The sequence below is a fragment of the Streptomyces africanus genome, assembly GCF_002150735.1.
Classification (GTDB): Bacteria; Actinomycetota; Actinomycetes; order Streptomycetales; family Streptomycetaceae; genus Streptomyces; species Streptomyces africanus.
Genome location: NZ_MUKA01000670.1, coordinates 1 through 507, shown reverse-complemented (window position 1 = coordinate 507; position 507 = coordinate 1). Strand labels below are relative to the sequence as shown.

The window sequence follows — 507 nt, the reverse complement described above, 5'->3', positions numbered from 1 at the left end:
CCGCGCGAGGACCTGTCGTACGCGGCCAACTATCTGTACATGTTGACCGGCTCGGTGCCGACCGAGCAGCACGCACGGGCGATCGAGCAATACCTGATCTCAACCATTGATCACGGATTCAATGCATCAACCTTCACGGCTCGGGTCATCGCGTCGACGGGTGCGGATGTGGCGGCGTGCCTCGCCGGTGCGGTGGCGGCGCTGTCGGGGCCGTTGCACGGCGGTGCGCCCAGTCGCGCGCTGGACACCCTGGACGCGATCGGCACTCCGGACCGTATCGACTCCTGGGTGCGGCAGCGGGTGCTCGCCGGTGAGCGGATCATGGGCTTCGGGCACGCGATCTACCGCACGGAGGACCCCAGGTCACGGATGCTGCGCGAGGTCGCACAGGGGTTCGGCGGTCCGCGGGTGGACTTCGCCGCGGAGGTCGAACGGCACGTCGAGGCGATCCTGACGGAGCTGAAGCCCGGCCGCGAACTCCACACCAACGTCGAGTACTACGCGGGC

Annotated in this window: 1 protein-coding gene; it reads left to right on the top strand. The window is 68.2% G+C overall.

Annotated features, from left to right (window positions below):
* Positions 1-507 (top strand): citrate/2-methylcitrate synthase (locus CCL05_RS43280; RefSeq protein WP_279629970.1); only part of this gene is annotated, 507 nt, incomplete at both ends.